Source organism: Flavobacterium aquidurense (genome assembly GCF_002217195.1).
Classification (GTDB): domain Bacteria; phylum Bacteroidota; class Bacteroidia; order Flavobacteriales; family Flavobacteriaceae; genus Flavobacterium; species Flavobacterium frigidimaris.
Genome location: NZ_MUGR01000003.1, coordinates 1 through 20789, shown reverse-complemented (window position 1 = coordinate 20789; position 20789 = coordinate 1). Strand labels below are relative to the sequence as shown.

Genomic DNA, 20789 nt, shown 5'->3' with positions numbered 1-20789 from the left:
ACTCCGCTCAGCCTGACAAATAAAAATCTTTTCAACAAATCGTAATTCACAATTCGTATTTCGTTTTTTATATTTTACCTTTGACCTCTCAATAAAAACAAAGATTATGGTTTATAAATTTAGAGTAATTCTAGACGCCGAAGAAGATATTTTTAGAGACATTGCAATTCTTGAAGACGATACTCTTGAGGATTTACACAATGCGATCTTCAATGCTTTTGGTTTTGACGGAATGGAAGTAGCTTCGTTTTATACCTGCGATGAAACTTGGAATCAGGAAGATGAAATTGCACTTTTTGATACCGGCGATGTTCCAGGAGAACAAAGAACCATGAGCGATTATAAATTATCGGATCTGTTAGATGAACAAAACACTAAAATTATCTACGTATATGACTTCATCAATATGTGGACATTCTTAGTTGAATTGGCTGCTATCGAAGATCAGATTGCAGGAGTTCCTTATCCTGAAACGCTGTTCTCTCACGGAGAAATGCCTGATGAAGCCATCGAAAAAAGCTTTGAAGCAGATATGCACGACGATATCTACGGAGAATTCGAAGATGATCTTGACGAAGACGATCTTGACATGTTCGAAGGCGACGACAGCTTTGAAGATTTTGGGTTTGAAGAGAATTGGAATTAAAGGAAAGGTTCAAAGGCTCAGAGTTACAAAGGTTCATAGGTTTTTCTTTTTAAATCTTTGATTTAAAAATGAAAGGATATTCTTATTTTTTTTGTGTTTAATTTTTTTAAATACAAACTATGAATACTTTTAGAGACCTTTTAATCTGGCAAAAATCCATGAACTTAGTAACTAAAATTTACCAATTAACAAAATCATTTCCAAAAGAAGAAATTTATGGACTATCTTCACAAATCCGAAGAAGTTCAGTATCAATACCCAGCAATATTGCGGAAGGTTACGGCAGAGACGGAAATAATGATTATTTGAGATTTTTAAACATTTCAATGTCATCATTATTCGAGATACAAACCCAACTTGAAATCTCATTCAATTTAAAATATTTAAGCGAGAATCAATTTAATAAAATAAATGGAGAAAGCAGAGAAATAGAGCGCATGTTAAGTGCCTTTATTCGAAAGATAAAAGGTCGAAACTAAGCCTTTGTTCCTTTGAACCTTTGCCACTCTGAACCTAAATAGAAACATGATCAACTTATTCAACACCCACATCGAGACGCTTGCGATACACCGCGTAGGAAACAAAAGCAGAAACGAAGCGATTTTTTTATCGGAACAGCCTTTTAACTTAAATGATGAAATTGTGCCTTTGATAAAAGAGTACTTTTTTAAGCCTTTTAGAGAAAAAGAAGAAAACTATTATCAGTTTGCGCACGAAGTCGATTTGGATTACAACGACATGTTTAAATATGCATCTGAGATTTTTGATAATCCGAATAATTTACAGGAGGTTTCAAAAAGAATCACCACACATTTATTCGAGCAGTCAAATCACCCGCACATCAAAAACGGGGAGGTTTATGTAACATATTTGACAAATTTAAGTATCGACAATAATGTTGTTGATGCTATCGGGATTTTTAAAAGTGAGTTACAAGCAGACTTTTTACAGTTTGAAGAAAAAAACAGTAACCTTGAAATGATCTTACAGCAAGGTATCAACCTTAGCAAGTTAGATAAAGGATGTTTGATTTTCAATTACAAAAAAGATGAAGGATACAAAATCCTGACTGTAGACAGCAACCGTTATGATGCGCGTTACTGGTTAGAGCACTTTTTATCTGTTGATGCTTTTGAAGATGAAAACTTCATCACTAAAAAATACCTGAAATTCTGTCAAAACTTTGCAAAAGATGTTGTTTTGCCGGCAGAAGACAAAAAAGAAGAAGTAATGTTCATGAACAGATCTGTGAATTATTTCGCTAAAAATGATCAGTTTGAAGAACAAAACTTCCTAAACGAAGTATTAGACAATCCTGACTTAATTCCTGAATTCAAAAACTATAAAGTTGATAAAGGAGAAAAATACAGCATCGAAGATGTAACCTCATTCCCTATTGCCAACGCAGCAGTTTCTGATGCCAGAAAATCGATAAAAAACGTGATTAACCTGGATACTCATATTCAGATTAAAATGGATTTTATCAACCCGGAAAGCGCCGAGAAATTTGTTGAAAAAGGCTGGGATGAAGAAAAACAAATGTATTACTACTTAGTTTACTTCAATAAAGAAGAAAAAAGCTAAGAGTCATTCATTTTCTATTACTTACTTAAAACAAAAAACGGCAACTACATCTGTAATTGCCGTTTTTTTATTTTACATTCCCCAAAAGACCCCCTTTTGTTATTTGCCGGCGTTAATATTTAGTTAAAATAATAATCCGCTCTAAAAACACTGATTTTCAGCCATTAAAACCTATACAACTATAAGCGAAAGAAATAATAAATTACCGTACATTCTTAATATTTGCTTAATTTTGTATTTTAAATCACAACTTAGATGGATACTCTTTTACACAACGATAGTCCCTTCAAAACGATAATCTCCTTTCATAAATTAATAGAGTCTTTTGAAGAAATTGCCCAGTCAGATGTTGATTACCGATCAAACTATGCAAAAGCTATTTTAAAAGAAATAAAACCTCTGCCTGAACTAAGAACAGGTATTGAGGATTTTTCGATTATTCCAAAAAATGAAGCTTTAATCAAAAACCTTTTAGCCGATTTATTTCCTACCGCTTTAACTCACAACGAAATAAAAGCAGTTACCATTCCTTTTCAGAATTTATCTTTTAATTATACAGAACGTTTCAAAAATATATTGAGCAACGCAGGATCTGAATTTGATATGGAAATTCGTGATTTCGACGATCACCAGTTTTATATCAATAACTGCTGTTTGATTTTAGCGACTTATTACCATCAAAAAATAGATTTCAACAAGCCTTTTTTCTACGATATTCCAGACGAAAATGGTATAATTAAGCATTATCGTATTTTATATAATGCTGATTTTATGGAAATCATTCCAACAGAAAATTCAGTACAATTAACTCAGGAAGACATTGATTTATTAATTGACAATTATAATGATATTGAACTCTGGAAATCAAAATTCCCGGTAAGAAGCTGGATTTTAAAAGGTTTCGGAATTGTTTCTTTATTTGATGCTACTACAGAAAGTGCAATTTCTAATTTGAAAAGCAATTTATTGAAACCCGATTCAAAAACTGTTGCAATCGACGAAATTGTATCGGGCATCTTTAAGTCAATTTTTAAAATTTCAGATTTAAAAGTGGGTTTTATTGTCTACAATCCGGAAGAAGAAAAATTCATAAGACCTGTAAAGTATGACAATCAACTACAAAGTTTTCTACTTTCTAAAGATCAGGAAGTAGATTGCAAGAATGCTTTCTTTGGCTGTTCTTTTGAAAATCTGTTAGACAACAAAGAGCCGCTGGTAATTTCGAGTGTAAAAAAATTCATAGAACAATCTGAAAATAAAAAACTTGGCGAGCATTTATTAAAACAAGGTATTCAGAGTTGTGTTTTTGCCCCTATTATAAAGGACGGACATTTACTAGGTGTTGTAGAACTGGTTTCCCGAAAAGAAAAAGATTTAAATAGTGTCAATGCTACTAAGCTCGAGTTGGTCCTACCCTATTTAACAGATACTATTGATCGTTACAATACTGATATGCAACATCAGATTGAAGCGATTATTCAGCGTGAATACACTACAATTCACCCAAGTGTGTATTGGAAATTCAAACGGGAATCACAAAATTATTTTCAGAATACAAACCATACCAAAGATTATATTTTTAAAGAAATTGTTTTTAAAAATGTATATCCTTTATACGGACAGATTGATATTAAAGGTTCTTCTGAACACAGAAATGAAACAGTTAAAAAAGATCTTAAAAACCAATTAACGGCATTATTGAAAATTTTTGAATCTCAGGACCCTAATACAAATCTGGTATTGCTGGAACAAAGAAAATTCGAATTAGAATCGTTTCGTAATGAATTAGATTCTCCGCTAAAGGCAGATACAGAACAATATATCCAGCGTTATATTGAAGAAGAAATTCATCCTTTATTAAAAAACACAAAAGAAACTGAAAAAAGTCAAAAACTAGAGCGTCAGTATTTAGAGAGTCTGGACGAAAAAAGCGGATTGTTTTATCAGGAAAGAAAGAAATTTGATAATGCAATGTCGATTATCAATAAAAGACTGGCAACTATTTTAGACAAAAAACAAATCGAAGCGCAGCAAATTTATCCGCACTATTACGAGCGTTTTAAAACGGATGGCGTTGAGCATAATTTATATATTGGTGCATCGATTGCTCCATCCAAACCTTTTGACATTATGTATTTGCACAACTTGCGTTTATGGCAATTGCAGACATTATGCGAAATGGAACTGGAACATCACCAGCTCAAAGAATCATTACCTTATGAATTAGATGTTACTTCGCTGATTTTGGTATTTAGTGCGCCGCTTTCTATCCGTTTTAGAATGGATGAAAAACGTTTTGATGTTGACGGAACTTACAATGCAAGATATGAAGTGGTGAAAAAACGCATCGACAAATCGAATATTAAAGGCACGAAAGAACGTATTACAGAGAAAGAAAAAATTACGATTGTATATTCTCAAAACAGCGAAGAAGCTGAATATTTGAAATACATCAAATACCTGCAGCACAAAAAAATACTTGAACCATCAATCGAACAATTTGAGGTCGAAGATCTTCAGGGTGTTTCAGGTTTAAGAGCCATTCGCGTAAAAGTGATCAACAGCAATACGAATGCCGTAAAACAAAAAATTACATATCAGGACTTATTAGATGAGCTTAACTAATTTCAAGTTAAGCTTATCTATTGAATTGTCTTAAAAGCGATTACAAAAGCGATAACGGTAACAATGATTCCAATCATGAAAAAATTGTAAGCAATACGCAATAAATTGTATTTGCGCTGCAAGACCAATCCCAGATAATATAAATCCTTGATCATAGTCGAGTATAAATAATCACGGTCTTTCATCATTTCGTTCATTACCCAGTCGTACTCTTCTAAAGGCATTTTATAAAAATTCCCAAAAAACAGTAAGTTTATTTTTTTAGCTTCGATATCTTCCCGGGTAAAAACTCCTGTCGTTACTTTTGGCCGTGTAGAAAGAATGGCAAAAATTATCGTAACAACACTCGATATCAACATTATAAAAGTTGGAATCACTAAATGCGCGTTTTTAGGACTGTCTAATTTTGGAATAATAGAGGATAGTGCGATCGAAATAATAATTGCATTTACAGACAATAAAATATTTGCTTTACTATCCGCAATTCCGCTTAAGCGCGTATGGTTTCCAAGTGTAACACGGAATAATGTATCTACGCCACGATCCGGTTTTTCGATTTTATCTTTCTTTTTATTTTCTGCTTCGATTTTATCTGCTTCTTTCTTTTGTTGTTTTTCAATTTTTTGCTGCACAAGAAGTAAGTTTCTCTCCTTTAGAGGCTGCCATTTTCTAAGAGCATAATCAGTATAAAAACGATGTTTATTCATCAGGAAATTCAAATTTTCTTTCGCCCATTCCGAGTTAGAGAAATCCAGGTTCCATGTATTCTTTAATTCAATACGCAATAATTCACAAGTCGTTGCATATTCAGACCCCATAAGATGTGCAAAATCAGCATCTTTGATTATTTTCTCCAGATGTGTCTTAGGGACATACTCTTTTACGGTAGCCATAATCAGGCTGGAAACAGTTGCAATAAATTCATCAGATTGTTCTTTTTCTTTCAAAAAAGCTGTAGCAATTCTCACACTTTCCTCTTCATGTTTTTCATAGCCTTCAACATAACCAGTATCATGAAACCATGCCGCAACCAATAGCATTTCTTTCTCATTTCCTTTAACATCTTCTTTTTTACAGAGCTCTTTTACCGCATTTACTACCGTTAAAGTATGGTTAAAATTATGATAAGAATATAAATTAGAAAGTTTATCTTTGAGTAAATTACTAACGAAATCTTCGGATTGTTCTATTAAATTCATAGAGAATATTTTTACACCACTAAATTATGAAATTGTTTTTGGATAATCATTTTATTACTAAAATTAAAACCTGTTGTTTAGCAATACTTGTATTGTTACTTGTATATTCCTGTGCGACGCATAAAGCACAATATGGAAAAAATGTGAGTGCCAACGAAACGGAAAACGCAACTGATACCATAAAAATTGTACATACTTTTTATTTAGTTGGAGATGCAGGAAATGCAGATGAGTTACAAGCACAGCAAACACTGGAATTACTACATAAAAAACTAAAAAAAGCGAGTAAAAAATCGACCTTGCTATTTTTAGGAGATAACATATATCCTAAAGGTTTTCCTGCGAACAACGATGCTTCAGAGAAAACTCTGGCAGAAACAAAACTTACGAATCAATTGAAATTAACGCAAGGTTATCGAGGAAAAACAGTTGTTATTCCCGGAAATCACGATTGGTACAACGGTATTAAAGGCCTGGAACTTCAGGCTGATTTTGTGACGAAATATCTAAATGATAAAAAATCATTCTTACCAAGAAAAAGCTGCGCGATCGAAGATGTCAAAATCGACAGTACTGTTACTTTAATCACGGTTGACAGCGAATGGTTCCTTGAAGACTGGGACAATCATCCCACAATTAATGACAATTGCGACATAAAAACCAGAGAAGATTTTTTTGATGAATTAGAAAGTCTTTTAAATAAAAATCAGGAGAAAACAGTTGTTCTGGCCATACATCATCCTTTGATGAGCAACGGAACTCATGGCGGACAGTTCTCATTAGAAAAACAATTGTTTCCGTTAGAACAAAAAATCCCGTTACCAATAATCGGTTCTTTTATCAATTTATTGAGAAAAACATCCGGTGTAAGTCCACAGGATATTCAGAACAAGCAATATACTATTTATGCCAAAAGAATTAAAACGCTTTTACAGAAACAGAAAAATGTAATTGTTGTTTCGGGACACGATCACAATCTGCAATATGTTAATAAAGAAAATATTAAACAGATTATCAGCGGCGCAGGATCAAAATCTGAAGCTGCACGAGCGATAAATCCAACTGAATTCTCTTATGGAGGAAATGGTTATGCTACCCTGACATTATTTAAAAGCGGAGATGCAAAAGTTTCTTTCTATGGAAATGAAAACAATAAGGAAAAACTTCTTTTTGAACATGAAATCATAAAGGCAAAAGAAATTAACTGGGCATCTGATATTCCAAATAAATTTCCTCCCACCATAACAACTTCAATCTATTCTAAAAAAATGACCCAAAAAAGCTGGGTTCATAAATTCTTATTCGGAAATCATTACAGAAAATATTACAGCTTGCCCATTGAAGCTAAAGTGGCAACAGTAGACACATTAATGGGGGGATTGAAGCCTATTCGTGAAGGCGGAGGACATCAGTCTATTTCTTTAAGAATGTCTGATCCTAAAGGACGCGAATATGTAATGCGTGCGATGAAAAAAAGTGCAACACAATTTTTGCAGGCAGTCGCTTTTAAAGATCAATACATTGTAAATGATTTTGAAGATACTTATGCTGAGAACTTTTTACTGGACTTCTACACTACTTCTCATCCTTATGCTCCATTTGCAATTGGCAATATGGCGGATAAAATAAAACTTGCACACACTAACCCTGTTTTATATTATATCCCGAAACAAAATGCCTTAAAAGAATTTAATTCGAATTTTGGAGACGGATTATATATGGTAGAAGAAAGACCAGCAGACAATCATCTCGACGGCAAAAACTTCGGAAATCCAACGGATATTATCAGTACAGATGATATGATGAAAAACCTGCACAAGGACGAAAAATATTCTGTTGATGAAAATGAATACATAAAAGCACGTCTATTTGATATGCTTATTGGCGACTGGGACAGGCATGATGATCAATGGCGTTGGGGAGAATATAAAAAAGATGGTAAAGTGATCTACAAACCCATTCCGCGCGATCGTGATCAGGCGTTTGCAAAATATGACGGAACTTTGCTTTCTTTATTAATGAATATCCCTGCACTTCGTCATATGCGTACTTTTAAGAACAAAATTGACAATGTAAAATGGCTGAACAGAGAACCTTATCCAATGGATTTGGCTTTCTTAAAAACAGCGGAAGAAAAAGACTGGATTGCTCAGGCAAAATACATTCAGGAAAACTTGTCAGACAACGATATTGACAATGCTTTTAAAAGTTTGCCAAAAGAAGTCCAGGATGCTACGATTGAAGATATCAAGCATAAATTGAAAAACAGAAAAAAAGAACTTCAAAAATATGCTTCAGAATACTTTGATGTTTTAAGTCATACGGTTATGATTGCCGGAACAGATAAAAAAGACAAATTCGTAATTAATCATGATGCCAATAAAAGTATCGAAATTAAGGTATATCGCATTAAAAAAGATGGAGAAGAATTACAGTACACTAAAAAAGTAACAGATGCCAAAACTAAGAATCTATGGATTTATGGTTTAGATGACAATGATGTTTTTGAGGTTACAGGAGATCCAAAATCTAAAATAAAAATTCGTTTGATTGGCGGTCAAAACAATGATACTTACAACATAACAAACGGAAAAAGAGTTATTGTTTACGACTTTAAATCAAAACAAAATACTTACAATTTAGATGCTAAGGCTAAAACAGAATTGACAGATGATTATGATGTGAATCTTTATAATTACGAAAAACCAAAATACAACGTGATATCCGGGCTTCCAAACATTGGCTATAATCCGGATGATGGTGTAAAAATGGGCGTGAATTTAAATTATACGGTTAATAATTTCAAACAGAACCCTTATACACAAAGACACGTTTTAAACGCTTTCTACTATTTTGCAACGGGAGGTCTCGAATTTAATTATGCTGCACATTTTCCCGGATTATTGGGTAAATGGGTGATTGATGTGGAATCGCAATATACTACTCCAAATTTTGCCATAAATTATTTTGGATATGGAAATGAAACTGAAAACAAAACTGATGAATTTGGAATGGATTATAACCGTGTTCGTATTCAGAGGTTCAATGTTTTGGGAGCGATCAGACATGTAGGCAGATATGGGAGCGAATTTAGCTTTCAGCCCATGTTGCAGCAAATGAGGGTCGAAGAAACTAAAGACAGGTTTATTGATACGCCAAATATCATAAACCCTAACGTTTTTGACAGTCAGGTATATGGCGGTGCAAAAATTAAATATTCGTTTAAAAATGCTGACTTTGCGGCAAAACCTACTTTAGGAATGGCGTTTATGGTTTCGGCCGCCTGGATGACGAATTTAAGTGATTCTAAACAAAATTTTCCAACTATCGAAAGTTACCTAGGTTTTACGCATAAAATCGATCACAACGGAAAATTAGTATTGGCTACTATTGTAAAAGGAAAAGCTATTTTGAATAATAATTATGAGTTTTATCAAGGGGCAACTTTAGGCGGAGATACTGATTTGCGCGGTTATAGAAACGAACGCTTTTTAGGAAGTTCTTATTTTTCTCAAAGTACAGATTTAAGACTGAGTATTGGTAAAATACAAAAAACAATTGCTCCTTTGACTTACGGAATCCTGGGCGGTTTTGATTATGGAAGAATATGGCTTGATGGCGAAAGTTCAAGAAAATGGCATCAGGATTATGGCGGCGGACTTTGGATCAATGCCATCAATGTTATAACAGCCCGAATTTCTTATTTTAAATCTCCTGAAGAAGAAGGAAGGGTAATTTTTGGAGCAGCATATAGTTTTTAGAAAAGGCACTAAGATTCTAAGGCTCTAGCTAAGATTCTAAATGGCAAAAAAAACAGCCACGAATTCACGAATTATTTGCAATGAAAATTCGTGAATTCGTGGCTGTTTTTTTATTTGGGCTTGTGGCAAATTTTTTAAATCTTAGTACCTTAGAAACTTAGCGACTCAATGACTTAACCTACTTCAGTTTAAATTCGTAAACGTTTCCTCCTACTTTTTTTGTTTTTTCATCGGCGATCAGTAAGGTATTGTTGTCTTTAAAAACGACAGCTTCTTTTTGCGAATAGTGATTTAGTTTTATTTCGGTTTGAGTGCCTTTATGGAATAAATCATCTTTGTAACCTGCGAATAAAACAATTTTATCATGACTTAATACAACCACTTTTTTTCCGTCAGGGCTAATTGTTGCTCCGGTTAAAACACAATGATTATAATTATTACAGGTTTTAAATTCTCCAATCTTCGTGGCTTTTTGAGTTCCGGGAGCATTTAATATTTTATAGATATAAGCCGTTCCGTCAAAATCTTTACTTCGGTTTTTAGTAAAAAGATAAAAATAATTTCCATGCTCAAAAAAACCTTCAACATCAAAAAACATGGCTTTTTTCTTTGGAGGAAATTCCGTTTGTTCCGGATAAGAAAATGAAACTTTATATTCGGCCACAGCCATATCTTTATTTAGCTGGTCTTTATTTACTTTATAAATACACAAATCTTTACGCTCATTATCGTTGTTTCCAAAATCACCAATATAAACATTCCCGCTTTTATCTTTTGTAATATCTTCCCAATCTACATTTGTGGCATTTGTAACGGTAATTGTTTTGGTTAATTTCCCTTCTGAATTTATAGCATAGATCGCATTTTTATTTCCACTGTCTTCTAATGTATAAATCAAATTTGTCTCTGGGAAATACGTAATTCCTGAAACTTCTTTTAATTTTTTCGGAAGTGAATAAAGGGTCTTAAAATCCGTATTTGATTGTTGCTGACAAGCTAATAAAGCAATAGAAGCTCCAAGTAAAAAAAACTTTTTCATAAAATTATATTTTAATTAATTCGCCCCTGATCAGGCAGCAAAAAACTAGATTAAGTTAGTATTTTTAAAATTACGTGTTATAAATTCAAACGCTGCAAACATAATATGTCCCATTGATTTCGCATTTTTAAATTTCATATCATTGGTATAACGGTACAATTCCATTTTTAGTTGATTCAGATGTTCTTCTGTCGAAATAGTATCGTGGCACATTATATTCAACAATTTTTTGATCCTGTTTTCGGCAGAATGAATACGCTTGGCCAGAATTGCTCTTTCTTCATCTTTATACTGAATAATCGACCGGTCTTCTAATTTCTCCTTAATCAATTTTATCATCGGATAATTCTCTTTAAAAAACTGAGGACGATATACCTTAAAATTCCCTTCGTAACATTGCTGATCAAAATCAATTGGACGAATTTTATACACTACCTGATCAAAATCGTGAATCGGGACAATCACATAATTGTACGCTCTCATGTCACCCAAAAGCCTGATCATACAACGTTCATTAAACTTTACAAATTCTTTTGCTATCTGAGATTTCTCCGTTTCACTGCAGTTATGCAACAAAGTATCCATAAAAACATCACCCGGAATCCCAATAATATGTTCCTCGATCAGAGTGTCTTTGTATACTAAAAAGTTAATTTTATCCGGAGAAAGAATATCTTCTAATTCCAGTCCGTAGATTCTCGAAGCATCTGCTTTTTTGATATAAAAATGAACGTAATTATCATTGAGAATATTTCGAACCTTTATTCTGAAAGGTTTTGAATTTCCAAAAGTACAATAGTCAATCGCATCAACATTAAGAAACTGAATAATCTCGCTATTTCCATCTGAATGCAAAAGCGAATAGATTTTTTTAAGATTTAAGTCAATTTCGCTTCTTTCAAATTCATTGTAATAAACCCTGATCCATAAAGTATCCGTTTCATTTTTATCGTATACATTTACAGAACCTGAAAATCGCAATAAATCATCATAGAACACAGATACTTTCGAAATACGCTCGTATCTTTCTAAATAACTTAAAAGTGATGGTATTAAAGGATAAGATGGCTTTTTTAAAACCATTAAAGGTTCACTCATTTTGAATATCTTTATTACAAATTTACATTAAATAAAATTTAGCGTAACAATATAGGGACTGAATCGTCATACTAAAAACTAAAACCGAAATAAATTTGGAAACCATACTAACTATCGAGAATCTTCATAAAAGATACGGGCGTATTCAGGCCTTAAAAAATGTTTCTTTCGAAATACAAAAAGGCCGCGTTTATGGCATTTTGGGCCCTAACGGAAGTGGAAAGTCGACTACTTTGGGCATTGTATTAAATGTCGTCAACCGTACATCAGGAAATTACAGTTGGTTTGGAGGAAAAGTTCAGACACACGAAGCTTTAAAAAAAGTAGGTGCTATTATCGAAAGACCTAACTTTTACCCTTATATGACGGCTGAAGAAAACCTGAAACTGGTGTGTAAAATAAAAAACATCGATTATTCTAAAATCAACGAAAAGCTGGATTTAGTAGGTTTAACAGAAAGAAAAGACAGCAAATTCAGCACTTTCTCTCTCGGAATGAAGCAACGTCTGGCGATTGCATCTGCACTTTTGAACGATCCTGAAATTTTGATTTTAGATGAACCTACGAATGGTTTAGATCCGCAGGGAATTCATCAGATCCGTGATATTATTAAAAAAATTGCTTCACAGGGAACTACAATTTTACTGGCTTCACATTTATTAGACGAAGTCGAAAAAGTTTGCTCGCATGTTATTGTTTTAAGAAAAGGCGAGATTCTTTATTCCGGTTCAGTAGACGCCATGTCTGCAAACGAAGGTTTTTTTGAAATTATGGCGGATGATACTACTGCATTAAAAAACATTCTGACAACTCATGATGCAATAGACCGAATTGCAGAAGAAGACGGCAAAATTTTGGTTTACCTAAAATCAGATTTATCAGCTTCTGAACTCAATCAGTTTTTATTTTCTAAGAATATTGCGTTGAGTCATTTAGTAAAACGCAAAAACAGTTTAGAAGCTCAATTTTTAGAATTAACCAAAAATGCCATTACCAAAAACTAACTAAGCCATGAACAGACTTCTCTCTATAGAATTACAAAAAATCTGGAAAAACAAAGCCAGCCGTATCCTTACTTTAACCTATTTCGTTTTACTTTCTTTTATTGCATTGATTGCTTCAATAAAGTTTGATTTAGGACCAATTCATATCGATCCATCCGAAATAGGAATTTTTAATTTCCCTTTTATATGGCATTTTAATACTTATTTTGCCGCTGTACTCAAATTTTTTCTGGCAATTGTTATCGTATCCATGATGGCAAATGAATACAGCTACGGCACTTTAAAACAAAATCTAATTGATGGTTTAAGCAAAAAGGAATTTATTTTATCGAAATTCTTAACTGTTGTGCTCTTTGCTTTAGCCTCTACTATTTTTGTCTTTTTTATGACTTTAATCCTTGGATATTCTTTTTCATCTTACACTGAATTTGGAATTGTTTTTAGTGATTTACAATATTTACTTGCCTTTTTCGTAAAATTATTAGGCTTCTTTTCTTTCTGTTTATTTTTAGGTATTCTAGTAAAACGATCTGCTTTTGCACTAGGATTTTTATTGGTATGGAGCTTTATTGAGTGGATATTAAAAGGGCTTTTGGTGTTTAAAGTTTTCCCGGACAGCAATACAGGCTATTACATTACAAAGTTTCTTCCTTTAGAAGCGATGTCGGATTTAATTGTCGAACCTATTTCAAGATTATCAGTTATAAGAAGTATCGGAACGCAAATGGGCGTAGAAAACACTAAAGATTATGCTGTACATCCCCTTACAATTTTAATCGTTTTGGTCTGGACATTTTTATTTATTTACTTTTCTTACAAACTATTAAAAAATAGAGATTTATAGTATATTTGCTATGCTATGAATTATTATAAAGTCTTTTTACTTGTTTTCTTTTTGTGCTGTTCCTCTGTAAAGATGAAGGCGCAGAATATTACTGTTAATGCAGCAATAACACCGGAAGAATTAATAAAAAACATATTGATAAACAGTTCCTGTATAAATATTGGAACTGTTACTGCATCTGGTAATCCGGCCAATACCGGACAGAGTTATGCTCAATTTACTTCGACAAACAGTAATTTTCCTTTTTCAGGTGGTATTGTTTTAAGTACATCACCAAGCAAAAATGCAGCTGGTCCTTATATACAAGCCAATTCTAAGGGATCTACCAATCATAATTGGCAAGGTGATGCTGATTTAAATAAAGCATTAAATAATACGAAAAGTGCACAAGCAACTGTTTTAGAATTTGACTTTGTAGCTTTGACGAATTCTATCAGCTTCAATTATATTTTTGCCTCGAATGAGTATCAAACCTATTATCCGTGTCAATATTCAGACGGATTTGCTTTCTTAATAAAAGAAGCCGGAACTACAGATGAGTACACAAATCTGGCTGTTTTACCCAATACAACAATTCCAGTTTCCTCGACTACAGTTCATACAAAAATTGATCCCGTTACTATTAACGGGCAAACTTTTAATGGCTGTGACCCTATCAACGAAAATTTGTTTAATGGTTATAATACTGTGGCTAGTCCAATAAATTATGCAGGACAAACTGTCGTAATGAATGCTCACGCAGCAGTAGTCGCAAACAAAACCTATCATCTGAAATTGGTAATTGCAGATGATGAAACCGGAGAATTTAACTCTGCTGTTTTTATAGAAGCCGGAAGTTTTCTTTCTACAATAAGTTTTGGGGAAGACAGAACTACTGCAAACAACAATCCTGCGTGTTTTGGAGAAAATATAACTCTGGACACAAAACTGGATAACACCTATACCTTTAAATGGTTTAAAACAGATGCTTCGAACAATTTTGTTCAAATTCCGTCAGAAGCAAACCCAACTTACGATGTTAAATCTACAGGAACCTATAAAGTCGAAGCTACCCTAAGCGGTACAGATTGTGTAACTACAGGTCAGATTAAAATTGAATATGCACCTGAAATACTATCAACCAATACAAGCTTATTACAATGTGATGATGATACAGACGGCATTACAGTCTTTAACTTAACAAAGGTTGATAACATCGTCAAAAACAATGTGGCAGAGAATCTAAACAAAGGATATTATGAATCCTTAGCCGATGCCCAGATCAAAACAAATCCAATCGTAACACCTGAAAACTATACGAATAAAGTTGCCGATCAGATTGTTTTTGCCAGGATTGAAAACCAATACAGCTGTTATAAAATTGCCGAAGTAAAATTACAAGTCTCTACATCAGCAATTCCGGATCAAAATCCAATTGCTACCTGCGACGGAGACGACAATCAAGATGGTTTTTATCAATTTGATCTTAGTTCCGAAGTTACGCCACAAATTTCGACAGGTTTACCCGCAGGATTAGTTTTTAATTATTATTTAAATAGTGCTGATGCATTAAATGACACGAATGAACTGCCAAATATCTTTAAAAACAGCATTGCTTTTATCCAAACTATTTATGCTAAAGCTACAAACGGAGCTGATTGTTTTGACATCACCCCAATTACTCTTGTTGTAAACACTTTTGACCCTCCAAATTTTGAGGATGAATCACTACATTTATGCAAAGGAGATGATATAACACTAACTGTGGCTTCAGGTTTTAGCAGTTATCTATGGAGCACAGGAAGTACTGATAATCTTATCACAGTAAATTCAGCCGGTGATTATTCTGTAGTTGTGACAGATGTAAACGGTTGCGAAAAAACAAAGAAATTTAAAGTTACCTTATCTGAACCAGCTTTTATAGCAGAAACTGTTGTCAAAGATTTTTCAGGAGTTGACAACTCTGTTTTGATTAAATATACCGGAAACGGCAATTATGAGTTTTCATTAGACGGAACTGTTTTTCAGGATGATCCGTTGTTTACTAATGTAAGACCGGGAACTTACACCGCTATTGCCAGAGATAAAAATGGCTGCGGATTATCGAATTCACTAATTACTTATGTCATAGACTATCCTCGATTTTTTACTCCCAACGCAGATGGCTACAATGATTTATGGCTTATTACAAATATAGCTCAGATGCCTAAATATAAAATCTACATTTTTGATCGTTATGGTAAATTCCTAAAAGAAATGAATCAGAATAGTGATGGCTGGAATGGTCTCTTCAACGGTCAGCAATTACCCGCAGACGATTACTGGTTTACTTTAGAATTTGTTGATGGTAAAATTGTAAAAGGGCATTTTAGTTTAAAAAGATAGTCTGTAAAAAAATTCCAAATATTAAATAACAAATTCCAATATCTGGAAAAAGATCAAAAAAAATCCCAAACTCCTTAATTGGAATTTGGGATTTTTATATTGAAATTAAATCGTTTAGAATTTAAATCTTTTTCTATCAGTTTCTGTCAAATAGATTTTTCTCAAACGAATAGATTTTGGTGTAACCTCTACATATTCATCTTTTTGAATGTACTCTAAAGCTTCTTCAAGAGAGAAAATAATTGGCGGGATGATTCTTGCTTTTTCATCATTTCCAGAAGAACGAACGTTTGATTGTTTTTTCTCTTTAGTAACGTTTACACACATATCATCAGCACGAGAGTTTTCTCCAATTACCTGACCTTCGTAGATTTCAGCATTTGGTTCAACAAAAAACTTACCACGATCTTGTAATTTATCTATAGAATAAGGAATAGCTTTTCCTTTTTCCATAGAAATCAATGAACCTTTGTTACGTCCTGAAATTTCTCCTTTGTAAGGTTCATATCCAATAAAACGGTGTGCCATAATAGCTTCACCAGCTGTCGCAGTAAGTAATTGGTTACGTAATCCAATAATTCCACGTGATGGAATATTAAATTTAATGATCATACGTTCCCCTTTAGTTTCCATACTCAACATTTCTCCTTTACGGAAAGAAACAAACTCTACAGCTCTACCTGAAAGATTTTCCGGTAAATCGATAGTTAATTCCTCAATTGGCTCACATTTTTTACCATCAATTTCTTTGATAATAACTTGTGGCTGTCCAATTTGTAATTCATAACCTTCTCTTCTCATTGTTTCAATAAGAACAGATAAGTGAAGTACTCCACGACCAAAAACCATGAATTTATCAGCAGAATCAGTTTCACCTAACTTCATCGCTAAGTTTTTCTCTAATTCTTTTGTCAGTCTTTCTCTAATATGACGAGATGTTACAAATTTACCTTCTTTACCAAAGAAAGGCGAATCGTTAATTGTAAACAACATACTCATTGTTGGCTCATCAATTGCGATAGTTTGTAAAGCTTCAGGATTTTCAATATCAGCAATTGTATCACCAATTTCAAAACCTTCAACTCCAATAATAGCACAAATATCTCCAGCAATTACTTCAGTTACTTTTTTACGGCCTAAACCTTCAAAAGTATGTAATTCTTTAATACGTGATTTTATAACTTTACCATCTCTTTTTACCAAAGAAACCGGCATACCTTCTGTCAATACACCTCTTTCAAGACGACCAATAGCAATACGACCTGTAAATGCAGAGAAATCTAAAGATGTAATCAACATTTGAGGAGTACCTTCTGATACTTTAGGAGCTGGTACATTTTTGATTACCATATCTAATAAAGGCTCAATGTTTTCAGTTTGGTTTCTGAAATCATCAGACATCCAGTTGTTTTTAGCAGAACCATAAACAGTTGGGAAATCTAATTGCTCTTCTGAAGCACCTAATTCAAACATTAAGTCAAAAACTTTCTCATGAACTTCTTCAGGAGTACAGTTTTCTTTATCAACTTTATTGATAACTACGCAAGGTTTCAAACCAAGGTCAATCGCTTTTTGCAATACAAAACGCGTTTGTGGCATTGGACCTTCAAAAGCATCAACTAGCAAACATACACCATCGGCCATGTTTAATACACGTTCTACTTCTCCTCCAAAATCGGCGTGACCAGGAGTATCAATAATATTGATTTTTGTTCCTTTATATTGAACTGATACGTTTTTTGAAGTAATAGTAATACCTCTCTCACGCTCTAAATCGTTATTATCAAGAATTAAATCACCTGTGTTTTCGTTGTCACGAAATAACTGACAGTGATACATAATTTTATCAACCAAAGTGGTTTTACCGTGATCGACGTGGGCAATAATTGCAATATTTCTAATAGATTCCATCTGAGATTTTTAATGGGTGCAAAGGTACGCTTTTTTTTGATATAAAAAACGTTTCTGCGATAGTTTGCGTATAGACAAGTAATTAGTTCGTTAAAACAACGTAAATTTAACCTCCTAAATGAACTTCTCTTATTGTTTAATTATAGTTAATTTAACTATATTTGAGTAATGAAAAGTAAAACTCTCCAAATTACTCTAGTTTACGTTATCATATCGCTAATTATGGCAGTAGTTTGCCATAAAATACTTACTTCCTACTTTTCTAAGATAGAATATTTCTATTTGTTCTTCATCAAAGACATCCTTTTTATACTCATTACAGGACTTATTTTCAAATACATACTATCAAAAAATGAGAAAAGAAATATCTCTATTTTTGAAAAATTAAAAAAGACCAACGAAGAGATTAAAGAATCGAACGAAAAATATGACATTGTTGCAAAAGCGACAAGCGATACGATTTGGGACTGGAAAATTCAGGAAGACAGCATTAACTGGAATAAAGGAATCGAAAGTGTTTTTGGATACAATCCTGCCGATGTAGGAAATACATCAAAATGGTGGTTTGACAAAATACATCCTGAAGACAGCATCAGAATGTCTATTAAATTATATTCCTTTATAGAACAAAAAACCGAAAAATGGCAAGATCAATATCGCTTTAGATGCGCTGACGGAAGCTATAAATATGTACTTGACCGGGGGTTTTTATTAAAAGACGAAAACGGAAGAGCCATCAGAATGATTGGAGCAATTCAGGATATTACCAAACAAAAAGAAGAAGAACAACGATTAAAACTTCTAGAAACCGTGATTACACAATCGAAAGATTCTATTCTGATTACGGAGGCAAATTCAATAGACCGCAAAATCCCCCGAATAGTCTATGTAAACCCTGCTTTTTCTCACATGTCCGGATATCTCTCCCATGAAATAATTGGCAAATCCCCCAATATTTTCAAAGGGCCAAAATCAGACTCAGAAGAATTAAAAAAACTATTAAGAGCCATAAAAAACAAAGAAGAGTGCTTAATAGAAACTATTAGCTATACCAAGAAGAAAGAAGAGTATTGGGTGCGCTTTTCAATGATACCGATTTTCAATAATGAAGGATCAATTTCGCACTGGATCTCTATTCAAAGAGACATAACAGATGAGAAAAAATTAGAGACAGAAAAAGAACATCTTATTCGCGAACTAACACAAAACAACAAAGACTTAAAACAATTTTCATATATCACATCACACAACCTGAGAGCCCCGTTATCGAATTTAATAGGATTATTGAATTTAATAGAAGATATTCCGGTTGAAGATCCCGAACTTCAGGAAATTCTTGCCGGATTTACTAAATCAACCCATTTACTAAACGAAACCATAAATGATCTGGTAAAAGTTATTATTATCAAAGACAACCCTTCGATGCAAAAAGAAGAAGTCTCCTTAAAAGAAGTTTTCGAAAATGTTTTTAGCCAATTATCTTTTCAAATAGAATTGCACAAGCCAATAATTAAATTAAATTTCGAAAAAGTTCCACTGCTCAACACAAACAAAGCTTATATAGAAAGTATCTTACTTAATTTACTGACCAACTCCTTAAAATACAAATCAGAAAACAGGAAATTAAAAATATCAATAACCGCTGAACAAATAGACCACAAAGCAATCTTAACTTTTAAGGATAACGGAATTGGAATTGACCTGGAAAGAAATCGCGACAAAGTTTTTGGCCTTTATCAACGATTCCACAATTATCCGGACAGCAAAGGCTTAGGTTTGTACCTTGTAAAATCGCAGGTAGAGACCATGGGAGGAACAATTACCATCGAAAGCGAAGTTAATAAAGGCACAACATTTACAATAACATTCAAAAATTAACACAAATGCTCGAGCAAATTTTATGCATTGACGACGACCCAATCACGTTAATGTTATGCAAAAAAGTAATTTCGAAATCTTCCTTCTCCAAAGAAATCATCACTGCTCAAAATGGAGAAGAAGCATTGTTGCATTTCAATACTTTGAAATATAACAACATCAAAAACAAAGCAAACAAAAAACCCGAATTGATTTTTCTAGACCTGAATATGCCGGTTATGGGCGGATGGGAATTTCTGGACCACTTTACCTCTCCTGCTTACGCAGAATTCAATACCGCTAATGTAATTGTGTTATCTTCTACAATTGACCCTGACGATTTAGCCAAAGCAAAAAAATATCCCATTATTATAGATTTCCTTTCGAAACCAGTTACTCTACCAATGCTGGAATACCTCAAAAAGAAAATAGGCATTTAAACCTTTACAATAACAATTCTTTCGTCCCCAAACTTTCAATAAACAGCAATACATTCAATTTTTTACTATCAATTCTACACACAAAACAGTACATATTTTTTTCTCAAACAAAGAATTATAGATTCTAATCTAACCATCAAATTCCAAAAACACCCACCATTACAAACAAAACAAAAAAAAAAAAAAAAAAAAAGGAGTTAACTCTAAATAAAAAAATTACACGAAAGAACACAAACTTAAAAGCACAAAGGTTCGCCAAGTTTATTTATAGCTTTGCGAACCTTTTCGTAATCTTAGTAAACTTTGCGGTAAAATTTTACCCAATTCCCAGCTTTACACCTGATCCTAAAAAAAAATCCCAAAGCACAATAAACCTTACCAACATATGAGCAAGAATTGGGATGAAGTGCAAAACTT

General features: G+C 33.2%; 14 protein-coding genes. 10 read left to right on the top strand and 4 right to left on the bottom strand.

The window, feature by feature from the left end; all coding sequences use genetic code 11:
- The first annotated feature begins 106 nt into the window (after positions 1–106).
- The 4 genes from B0A67_RS01980 (at position 107) to B0A67_RS01965 (ending at position 4855) form a co-directional block, all read left to right on the top strand.
- The gene (locus B0A67_RS01980) at positions 107–646 is read left to right on the top strand and encodes an IS1096 element passenger TnpR family protein (RefSeq protein WP_072963653.1); all 540 of its coding nucleotides are present in this window, start codon (positions 107–109) and stop codon (positions 644–646) included.
- A gap of 119 nt (positions 647–765) precedes the next feature.
- A complete protein-coding gene (locus B0A67_RS01975) occupies positions 766–1125 on the top strand; it encodes a four helix bundle protein (RefSeq protein WP_072963651.1) in 360 nt (119 codons plus the stop codon).
- A 46-nt stretch (positions 1126–1171) separates the two neighbouring features.
- Positions 1172–2230: a nucleoid-associated protein gene (locus B0A67_RS01970; protein WP_072963648.1), complete on the top strand. Its 1059-nt coding sequence runs from the start codon at positions 1172–1174 to the stop codon at positions 2228–2230.
- Between the two features lie 255 nt (positions 2231–2485).
- Positions 2486–4855 carry a GAF domain-containing protein gene (locus B0A67_RS01965; RefSeq protein WP_072963645.1) on the top strand — a complete coding sequence of 790 codons (2370 nt, stop codon included), beginning with the start codon at positions 2486–2488 and terminating at the stop codon, positions 4853–4855.
- Positions 4856–4872: 17 nt separating this feature from the next.
- Here the strand turns inward: B0A67_RS01965 and B0A67_RS01960 are convergent, their stop codons facing one another.
- The gene (locus B0A67_RS01960) at positions 4873–6054 is read right to left on the bottom strand and encodes a Pycsar system effector family protein (protein WP_072963642.1); all 1182 of its coding nucleotides are present in this window, start codon (positions 6052–6054) and stop codon (positions 4873–4875) included.
- Positions 6055–6080: 26 nt separating this feature from the next.
- Between B0A67_RS01960 and B0A67_RS01955 the strand changes: the two genes are divergently transcribed.
- Entirely contained in the window at positions 6081–9815 is a 3735-nt protein-coding gene (locus B0A67_RS01955) for a metallophosphoesterase (protein ID WP_072963639.1), read from the top strand.
- A gap of 178 nt (positions 9816–9993) precedes the next feature.
- Here the strand turns inward: B0A67_RS01955 and B0A67_RS01950 are convergent, their stop codons facing one another.
- On the bottom strand, positions 9994–10854 hold the full coding sequence (locus B0A67_RS01950; protein WP_072963636.1) for an SdiA-regulated/phytase-like domain-containing protein: 861 nt from the start codon (positions 10852–10854) through the stop codon (positions 9994–9996).
- Between the two features lie 45 nt (positions 10855–10899).
- Positions 10900–11952: a hypothetical protein gene (locus B0A67_RS01945; RefSeq protein WP_072963633.1), complete on the bottom strand. Its 1053-nt coding sequence runs from the start codon at positions 11950–11952 to the stop codon at positions 10900–10902.
- Positions 11953–12047: 95 nt separating this feature from the next.
- Here B0A67_RS01945 and B0A67_RS01940 point away from each other — a divergent pair, with 95 nt between their 5' ends.
- The 3 genes from B0A67_RS01940 to B0A67_RS01930 all read left to right on the top strand — a co-directional run bounded on the left by B0A67_RS01940 (position 12048) and on the right by B0A67_RS01930 (position 16164).
- Positions 12048–12956, top strand: a complete 909-nt coding sequence (locus B0A67_RS01940) for an ABC transporter ATP-binding protein (RefSeq protein ID WP_072963629.1) — start codon at positions 12048–12050, stop codon at positions 12954–12956.
- Positions 12957–12963: 7 nt separating this feature from the next.
- Positions 12964–13800, top strand: coding sequence for an ABC transporter permease (locus B0A67_RS01935; RefSeq protein ID WP_072963626.1), 837 nt, complete (start codon positions 12964–12966; stop codon positions 13798–13800).
- A 72-nt stretch (positions 13801–13872) separates the two neighbouring features.
- Positions 13873–16164 carry a T9SS type B sorting domain-containing protein gene (locus tag B0A67_RS01930; protein ID WP_242670909.1) on the top strand — a complete coding sequence of 764 codons (2292 nt, stop codon included), beginning with the start codon at positions 13873–13875 and terminating at the stop codon, positions 16162–16164.
- A gap of 114 nt (positions 16165–16278) precedes the next feature.
- On the opposite strand, the gene typA is transcribed toward B0A67_RS01930, so the two are convergent.
- The gene (typA, locus tag B0A67_RS01925; protein WP_072963620.1) at positions 16279–18075 is read right to left on the bottom strand and encodes a translational GTPase TypA; all 1797 of its coding nucleotides are present in this window, start codon (positions 18073–18075) and stop codon (positions 16279–16281) included.
- Between the two features lie 222 nt (positions 18076–18297).
- On the opposite strand from typA, the gene B0A67_RS01920 reads away from it, so the two are divergent.
- Both B0A67_RS01920 and B0A67_RS01915 read left to right on the top strand, forming a co-directional pair.
- On the top strand, positions 18298–19953 hold the full coding sequence (locus B0A67_RS01920; protein ID WP_242670908.1) for a PAS domain-containing sensor histidine kinase: 1656 nt from the start codon (positions 18298–18300) through the stop codon (positions 19951–19953).
- A 5-nt stretch (positions 19954–19958) separates the two neighbouring features.
- Positions 19959–20372, top strand: a complete 414-nt coding sequence (locus B0A67_RS01915) for a response regulator (RefSeq protein WP_072963613.1) — start codon at positions 19959–19961, stop codon at positions 20370–20372.
- Positions 20373–20789 lie beyond the last annotated feature (417 nt).

Bases quoted from the DNA above. Each gene is read 5' to 3' on its own strand.
- B0A67_RS01930 (WP_242670909.1), top strand. From the start codon at position 13,873: ATGAAGGCGCAGAATATTACTGTTAATGCAGCAATAACACCGGAAGAA.
- B0A67_RS01945 (WP_072963633.1), bottom strand. From the start codon at position 11,952: ATGAGTGAACCTTTAATGGTTTTAAAAAAGCCATCTTATCCTTTAATA.
- B0A67_RS01950 (WP_072963636.1), bottom strand. From the start codon at position 10,854: ATGAAAAAGTTTTTTTTACTTGGAGCTTCTATTGCTTTATTAGCTTGT.
- B0A67_RS01980 (WP_072963653.1), top strand. From the start codon at position 107: ATGGTTTATAAATTTAGAGTAATTCTAGACGCCGAAGAAGATATTTTT.
- B0A67_RS01970 (WP_072963648.1), top strand. From the start codon at position 1,172: ATGATCAACTTATTCAACACCCACATCGAGACGCTTGCGATACACCGC.
- B0A67_RS01915 (WP_072963613.1), top strand. From the start codon at position 19,959: ATGCTCGAGCAAATTTTATGCATTGACGACGACCCAATCACGTTAATG.
- typA (WP_072963620.1), bottom strand. From the start codon at position 18,075: ATGGAATCTATTAGAAATATTGCAATTATTGCCCACGTCGATCACGGT.
- B0A67_RS01955 (WP_072963639.1), top strand. From the start codon at position 6,081: ATGAAATTGTTTTTGGATAATCATTTTATTACTAAAATTAAAACCTGT.
- B0A67_RS01920 (WP_242670908.1), top strand. From the start codon at position 18,298: ATGGCAGTAGTTTGCCATAAAATACTTACTTCCTACTTTTCTAAGATA.
- B0A67_RS01960 (WP_072963642.1), bottom strand. From the start codon at position 6,054: ATGAATTTAATAGAACAATCCGAAGATTTCGTTAGTAATTTACTCAAA.
- B0A67_RS01975 (WP_072963651.1), top strand. From the start codon at position 766: ATGAATACTTTTAGAGACCTTTTAATCTGGCAAAAATCCATGAACTTA.
- B0A67_RS01965 (WP_072963645.1), top strand. From the start codon at position 2,486: ATGGATACTCTTTTACACAACGATAGTCCCTTCAAAACGATAATCTCC.
- B0A67_RS01935 (WP_072963626.1), top strand. From the start codon at position 12,964: ATGAACAGACTTCTCTCTATAGAATTACAAAAAATCTGGAAAAACAAA.